Annotated in this window: 6 protein-coding genes; 4 read left to right on the forward strand and 2 right to left on the reverse strand. The window is 61.7% G+C overall.

The genetic code is table 11. The features are described from left to right. Window positions 1-298: 298 nt before the first annotated feature. Complete coding sequence (locus AC3WTE_RS23465) at window positions 299-988, reverse strand: class I SAM-dependent methyltransferase (RefSeq protein ID WP_492441380.1); 690 nt, start codon at window positions 986-988, stop codon at window positions 299-301. Between the two features lie 469 nt (window positions 989-1,457). Here AC3WTE_RS23465 and AC3WTE_RS23470 point away from each other — a divergent pair, with 469 nt between their 5' ends. Both AC3WTE_RS23470 and AC3WTE_RS23475 read left to right on the forward strand, forming a co-directional pair. Further along, on the forward strand, window positions 1,458-3,155 hold the full coding sequence (locus AC3WTE_RS23470; RefSeq protein WP_492441382.1) for a recombinase family protein: 1,698 nt from the start codon (window positions 1,458-1,460) through the stop codon (window positions 3,153-3,155). Beyond that, the gene (locus AC3WTE_RS23475; protein WP_492441384.1) at window positions 3,152-3,448 is read left to right on the forward strand and encodes a hypothetical protein; all 297 of its coding nucleotides are present in this window, start codon (window positions 3,152-3,154) and stop codon (window positions 3,446-3,448) included. The genes AC3WTE_RS23470 and AC3WTE_RS23475 overlap by 4 nt, the downstream gene beginning before the upstream one ends. Window positions 3,449-3,745: 297 nt before the next feature. On the opposite strand, the gene AC3WTE_RS23480 is transcribed toward AC3WTE_RS23475, so the two are convergent. Further along, a protein-coding gene (locus AC3WTE_RS23480) for an IS3 family transposase (protein ID WP_492441386.1) occupies window positions 3,746-4,998 on the reverse strand; the annotation gives its coding sequence in 2 pieces (ribosomal slippage) (window positions 3,746-4,725 and window positions 4,725-4,998; 1,254 coding nt in all). 816 nt (window positions 4,999-5,814) lie between these two features. Between AC3WTE_RS23480 and AC3WTE_RS23485 the strand changes: the two genes are divergently transcribed. Both AC3WTE_RS23485 and AC3WTE_RS23490 read left to right on the forward strand, forming a co-directional pair. Next, window positions 5,815-5,961: a hypothetical protein gene (locus AC3WTE_RS23485; protein WP_492441388.1), complete on the forward strand. Its 147-nt coding sequence runs from the start codon at window positions 5,815-5,817 to the stop codon at window positions 5,959-5,961. 3 nt (window positions 5,962-5,964) lie between these two features. Beyond that, entirely contained in the window at window positions 5,965-6,624 is a 660-nt protein-coding gene (locus AC3WTE_RS23490) for a hypothetical protein (RefSeq protein WP_492441390.1), read from the forward strand. Window positions 6,625-6,743 lie beyond the last annotated feature (119 nt).

Here is a 6,743-nt window from a genome sequence, read left to right on the forward strand (position 1 = left end):
TGCACCTGAACGTATCTGCGGCTGTTATTCGAACACTGGTAATGACAATGTTTGTTCGAATGGCCACGCAGCTGTCACGTGTGGTTAGGCGGGTGTGACTACAAGTTTTACCTGTCATCTGCGCAACGCCTGACCTGTGCAGATGCGTCGATTGTGAACGCTATCTGTCACAACATGCAAGTTATGGTTATCGGCCAGCATTGACCTGAGGTTTTGCCCCTGCATGAGCAGCTTAATCAGCATCGCGAGATCGGTGATGGGAGCAATTCAGATGCTCTTGGTGAGCACTGACATGGGCTCAGATCGTGGCGGCCTGAGCCTTGTGGGCGTGCAGGAGATATCCGGGGAATTGCAGGCGTCCGAGTGTGTCTCGTTCGAAGGGCAGTGTCAGATCTGGAAGTCCGGGGAGGGTTTGGACTTTGGCCAGTATCGGTGCTGGCCGGATGAAGTCGATGTCGAAGTAGCGGCCGACCGCGGCGTGTAGTTCGTAGGCGTCGACCTCGTTGGGTTTGGATGCCATCTCTGCGGGGTAAGCGCCTTTGGCGAAGACCAGGATGTAGTAGTCGGCGCCCGGCGCAGCGGCGCGCTGCACGGATTTCAGGTAAGCATCGCGCTTGTCTATCGGTAACGCGTGGAACAGGGTGCAGTCCACCACGCTGGAGAAGCGGTTGTCATAGCCGGTGAACGCGGTGATGTCGGTCTGAGCGAACGTCGCGTTGTGTAGGCCGCGTTGAATTGCTGACCGTTGTGCCCACGCGACAGCGGTATGGGAAAGCTCCAGGCCCACCACGGTGTAGCCCGCAGCGGCCAAGGCGAGCGATACTTCGCCGTGTCCGCAGCCGGCGTCGAGCACGTCGCTGCGGAATGCGCCGGATCGGATCAGGTCGGCGATCACGGGCTGAGGTTCGCCGATGTTCCACGGCGGCGGGCCTTCGAAGAAACCGTCTTCGCGGTAGGCGCCGTCCCAGTCCATTGTCTCAATCGTCATGGATTCCAAGGTACTGCCGGATTTCCGCAGCTAGGGCGCCTTTTTGCTGTGGACATTTTCACCTTGTCAACACGACGAACACCTGCTCGAAGCCGCCCCTGCCGCCTCTTGACAACGACGTGACTCCCCTCCTCGAAAAATGTGATTTGTCCTAATCTTCCGCTCGGCGAGCCACCGCCTGGTCCCCGCATCCCGCCGCTGTACCCGGTGATTTATCTCGACGCGATGATCGTGAAAGTCAAAGGCGGCGGCGCGAGGGCGCTCTGCCAAAATTGGCAGTCGCGCTTAGGCTGTTTGCCGTCAGGGCGTCGCATGCAACTTGGTAAGTGACAACTCAGCGGGCCGCCACACGGTTCCCAGCCCGAGGCTCGCCGAGCTGGGAACCGGCGCTGACGGTTAGCTAAATGGACAGATCCCGGCGCAGCTTGGCTACGTGGCCCGTCGCCTTGACGTTGTACTGTGCTGCACTATGAACAACTCTCGACTGCGGGCCGTGGTCGGTGCGCGTGTGTCTCATCTGGACGACGATAAGGCCAGCACACGCAAGGTTTCGCATATCGCGCAAACCGAGGAGGGCGCCAGCTGGGCGCAGTCCAGGGGCTTCGAGGTTGTCGGCACGTTTCAGGACCTCGGCGTCTCCGCTGGCAAGACAACCCCGTTCGAGCGGCCCGGGCTCGCGGAGTGGCTTGCCCCCGAGCGGCTACACGAATGGGACGTGCTGGTGTTCTCGAAGATCGACCGAGCGTTCCGGTCAACCAGGGACTGCGTTGACTTCACGCAGTGGATGAAGGACCACAAGAAAATCCTGACGTTCTCCGGCGACGGGCTGGTGCTCGACTACCTCAACCCAGCCGGCGAATCGCTCGATCAGATGATGACGGAGTTCTTCATCTACGTCGGTTCGTTCTTCGCCCGGATCGAGCTGTCTCGCTTCAAGACCCGAGCCACTGACCGGCTGGCCGTGCTGACGATGACCGACCGTGTTTCGCACGGTGTCCCGCCGCTGGGCTTCCGCACCGTGCCGCACCCCAGCGGCAAGGGCAAGGCACTTCAGCGGGACCCCGAAGGGTACGCGCTACTACACGAGATTCACTCCCGGCTGGTGCACGAGAACCACTCGCTAACCGAGGTGGTTCGGTGGCTCAACGAGTCGGACCACAAGACCAACCGGGCCAAGGCATCCGGGCGGGGTAGGTGGTCGGTAACCACCCTCAAGCGCATTCTCACGAGCGAGCGGATACAGGGCTACCGGACTACCGCCGTGTATCAATCTGCCCCGGCTGAGGGCAAACCAGACCACAAAACGAGGACCGGGGAAAAGCTAGTACTCGATACGCAGGGTCAGCCGATCAGGATGGCCGAGCCGACGTTCACTGACGCGGAGTGGAGCCAGCTGCAGGACGCGATCGTCCAACGATCGGCCAGCGGGAAGCATCGCCAGATGACACCGAACCCGTTGGCGGGCATCGGCTATTGCGGCGCGGTACTCCACAGGCCCGACTGTGAGTATCAGGAACTGTGGTTCCCACGTAGGTGCGACTGCCCAGAGTGCGGCTACTCGCTGTCACTCCACCGACGTACCGCCTCGGGCGGCAAAGTGCATACCTACGTCCGGTGTGGCCGGCAGGGCACCGGCTGCAGGGGAGCTATCCGGCTGGACGCCGCAGAGATATACCTAGAGGAACACTTTCTCGCCGCGTACGGAGACCGCGAGATGACCCGGCGTGTATTTGTGCCGGGGGAGGACCACAGCGCAGAGCTGGCGCAGACCGAGCAGTCACTGGAACGACTCCGGTGGGAGTCGGATAACGGGCTGGTGGATAACGAGGCCCTGTATCGCTCCCGGCTCGCCGCGCTGGTCGCTCGCAAGGCTGAGCTATCGGCCAACACCCGCGTGCCGGCCCGCTGGGACTACGTAGGGACCGGGCAGACGTACGCCGAGCTGTGGAGCAACCCCGAGACCGACCGCAGGCAGGTGCTCAGGGACTCCGGTATCCGGTTCGTATTCCACGCGCTGCCGCATGGCTCGGCAGGCTCAACACGCAACCTGCCCTTGGAAGTTCGGGTACCCGACTCATGGCCTGAGCCGGTGCTGACCGCGGAACAAGAGGCCATCCGAGACCACATCGCCGAACTGATGGCAACCGACGAGAGGACAAACCGATGAACCACACACCCGATTTTCCCGAGGGCGCCACGTTCACAGTCGTGGAGCCGGGGTGGTTGCTCGCAGGTGGCAACCACTACACCCTGACGGTGGCACGGTTCTGGACCATGCGGGACGATGACCCGATGTACGGCCCCGTGGCCGAGCACATCAAACGGCACGGGCTCGTGCTGGTCGACCAGAAGCGGATGACGCTGGACGACCAGCTCACCGACGTGTTCTGGTACGCACACCCCACGTTCCGCAATGCCGCGTATGCGGAGGGTTACCACGACACAACGCTGAGTCTCTGAAGCGCACATGCTCCGGTTCTGCATCTCTGTGTGACCTGCGACACACATTGGGACACCACCAGCTTTTTACACCCATATACATATGAAGGGGCAAAAGGGGCCCCTGGGCTCTCCCTGTCTGTGATCTTAGTCACATAACCGAGACCATGCGCGCAGTTCGCGCCCATATACATATAGGGGGGTACCAGGCCCGTTGTTGCGGAACGGGCCTTGTCACACCCATATATATATGAGTGGGGTAGAAGCCGTTGTGTCACGGGCAGGGAACTGTGAACCGTCCCGAGTTTGATGCCGGCTTCATGTTTGAGACATCGCCGGCTGGGACGTCGATAGTTGAGCGTAGTAGGCGCTCTCGTACTCCACGGGTGGGACGTAATCCAACAGGCTGTGCAGGCGCCGGTTGTTGTACCAGTCGACCCATTCCATGACCGGGTACTCGACATCGTCGAGGGTGCGCAACGGTCCGGTGCGGAATGGGCTGTCGGGCCCGAGCGCTTCGGTCTTGAACAATCCCATCGTCGTCTCGGCCAACGCGTTATCGTAGGCATCCCCGACACTGCCGATCGATGCCGCGATCCCTTCCAGCACAAGAGTTTCCGCGAAGGTGATCGACGTATATTGCGATCCTGCGTCGCTGTGATGGATCAGCCCATCGGCAACGGCCTGCCCGTGGTGATCACGGCGCCACAACGCCATCTTCAACGCCGTGGTGACCATCGCCGTGTCTTTGACCGCACAGACCTGCCAGCCGACAATCAACCGGGAGAAACAGTCGATCACCAACGCCACATACACGAACCCCGACCACGTCGGCACGTAGGTGAAGTCGGTGACCCACTTACGGTTTGGTGCCGTAGCAGTGAAATCACGGTCCACCAGATCCGGTGCCCGGGTGGCGTTCTTGTCCGCGATCGTCGTGCGATGTTTTCGGCCCCGAACAATGCCCGACAGACCCTCGTCACGCATCAGCCGGTCCACGGTGCAGCGAGCCACCTCGATGCCCGAGCGGCGCAGATGGGCGGTCATCTTGCGCCGCCCATACATACCCTCGGGAGTGTCGACAGTGGCCAGCAGAGCATCGGTGAGCTGCGCATCAGCGATGCTGCGCGCCGAGGGCTCAGCGGTTTTCCAGTTGCGGTAGGTCCGTGGGGCAATCTGCACACCCAGTTCGCACAGGGCGTGGCAGATCGACTCGACCCGGTGGCCGGCCGCCCGCATCCGGTCGATGAATCCGCAGATCAGCGGCGGCGCGGGTCGAGCTCCCGCGCGAAGAAAATCGAGGCCGCCTTCAGAATCTCGTTGGCCTCTTTGAGATCTCGGACTTCCCGTTCGAGGTCTTTGATGCGCTGCGCCTCTGCCGAGCTGACACCGGGCCGCTGCTCCTGATCGGTCTGGGCCTGCAGCACCCAGCGGCGCAGCGATTCCACACCTACCCCGACCTTCGGGCCGATCGCCACACAGGCGGCATACACCGACCGATACTCACCGAGATGATCGAGCACCATCTTCACCGCACGCTCACGCTGCTCGACCGGGTAATGCTTGGGCACAATCGCCATCCTTCTCACAGAAGGAAGCGGCATCAAACTCGGGACGGTTCACTGTGACACGCATATACATATGAGTAGGTATTGGCGCCCAGCGTTCCACCCCTGCGGGTGGAACCCCCATATACATATGAAGGGGTTAGGAGAGCCGGAGGGCTCCTCGTCCTGTGATTTTGGTCACACGGCGAGACAAACTCAGCTTTTCGCACGCATATACATATGAAGGGCAAAAGCCCCTCGCGTTCGGCAGGTACACCCCGAACGCGCATATACGTATAGAGGGGTAAAGCCCCAGACCAGACGAGCGACCGGGCAACGGGCCCGTGAGCGCCGTCCCAGACCTCCACGCCGTTTCTTCCCAGTTTCGGGCGTGGTTGGTTGATTCCTTGGAGTGGGAATCGCCGCCCCTCGGCTGTGGCCTCGTGCCCTTCCAACGCAGCCGGGGGGCTCCAACTTTTTTGGCCTCGTGCCACAAACACACGGCAGCGTCAGCGGCGCTTGCTCACCACTCACCCGGCAGTCCGTGGCTGCCAACCCAATTGGGCGTCTGCGACGTCCAGATCGGACAACACCATGAGCACATTCTGTGGACGAGGGCACGCCATCCGATCCTCACGGGACCGGCTGCCGAATCGGACATGCCGGCAGTGCAACCGGGACGCCTGCCGCGATTACCAGCGTCGGACCCGTGCCGACGCAATGAAGTACCGGCAGCTCCAAGAGCTGCTGGCCGGATAGAGACCGGCACCCCAGACGCCCAGGTGGCGACCGGGCTCGACATCCGTTGAGCCGGTGACTGTATCCCCGAGAAGGAGATTCATGGAGTTTCAAGAGCTGCCGACCGAGTGGCAGAGGCAGATCAAGGACCTACGGCTGGAGTGTGCCCGAGCACGCGGAGAGCGAAACGAGGCCCGCAAGGCCCTCGCTGAGCTTGCCTCTGCTGTCGCTGCCAAGCTCAACGGCTGACCAATGGGTACCCCGGCAATCCTGCTGTGGGATCAAGCGTACAACCGCAACGGTGACGCCTCGCTCCCGCGAGCGGTCGTCAACGCGATACGCACCCACATGGACAACCACACCCTTGACGGTTGGGTGAAGGCCGAGACACTGGCCGACTACACCGGACTCCAGATACGGGGAGTCCGCAAGCAGATCGCCGCCAACGTGAAGGCCGGCTGGCTTGAGGTAGTCGAGAGCGGCAATTCATCCGGCAAGGCCAACACCTACCGGCTGACCTATCCGAAGGGTGTCCTACAGGACACCATTGCTCAGGAGAAGGGTGTCCCAGAGGACACCCCTAGGGTGTCCCACAGGACCGGGAAGGGTGTCCTACAGGACACCCCTACTACTCCTGTTACTTCTCAGGAGAACTTCTCCTCAAAGAGAAGTTCTACTTCTCCAGAGAAGGGTGTCCCACAGGACACCATTGCACCCGAGGCATTTTTTGCCTCGGGGGATGTATCACCCAGCGATCAAGAGCGAGTGCAACGAAGCTCAACTTCTGAGTCCAAGGGTGTCCTACAGGACACGGTTCCCGAGGCTGCAACCCCACAGCCCGCTACGTACACCACAGACCCGGCGCTAGTTGACCCGTTCGCAGACCCGCCCGTTCTTCCGGCCCGCCCCTAGCCCCCTCCACACCACCCAACCCCCGATAGGCCCTCAGCGTGGGGCGGGTTCGCGCGGTCGTCGCAACACTCACGAATGTGAGAGGTTGCGGCGACCGTGTCGTTTTCGGAGGACTGTGT

The organism is Mycobacterium sp. FW102-FHT13B02, from assembly GCF_058790275.1.

Bases quoted from the DNA above. Each gene is read 5' to 3' on its own strand.
- AC3WTE_RS23465 (WP_492441380.1), bottom strand. From the start codon at position 988: ATGACGATTGAGACAATGGACTGGGACGGCGCCTACCGCGAAGACGGT.
- AC3WTE_RS23470 (WP_492441382.1), top strand. From the start codon at position 1,458: ATGAACAACTCTCGACTGCGGGCCGTGGTCGGTGCGCGTGTGTCTCAT.
- AC3WTE_RS23475 (WP_492441384.1), top strand. From the start codon at position 3,152: ATGAACCACACACCCGATTTTCCCGAGGGCGCCACGTTCACAGTCGTG.
- AC3WTE_RS23485 (WP_492441388.1), top strand. From the start codon at position 5,815: ATGGAGTTTCAAGAGCTGCCGACCGAGTGGCAGAGGCAGATCAAGGAC.
- AC3WTE_RS23490 (WP_492441390.1), top strand. From the start codon at position 5,965: ATGGGTACCCCGGCAATCCTGCTGTGGGATCAAGCGTACAACCGCAAC.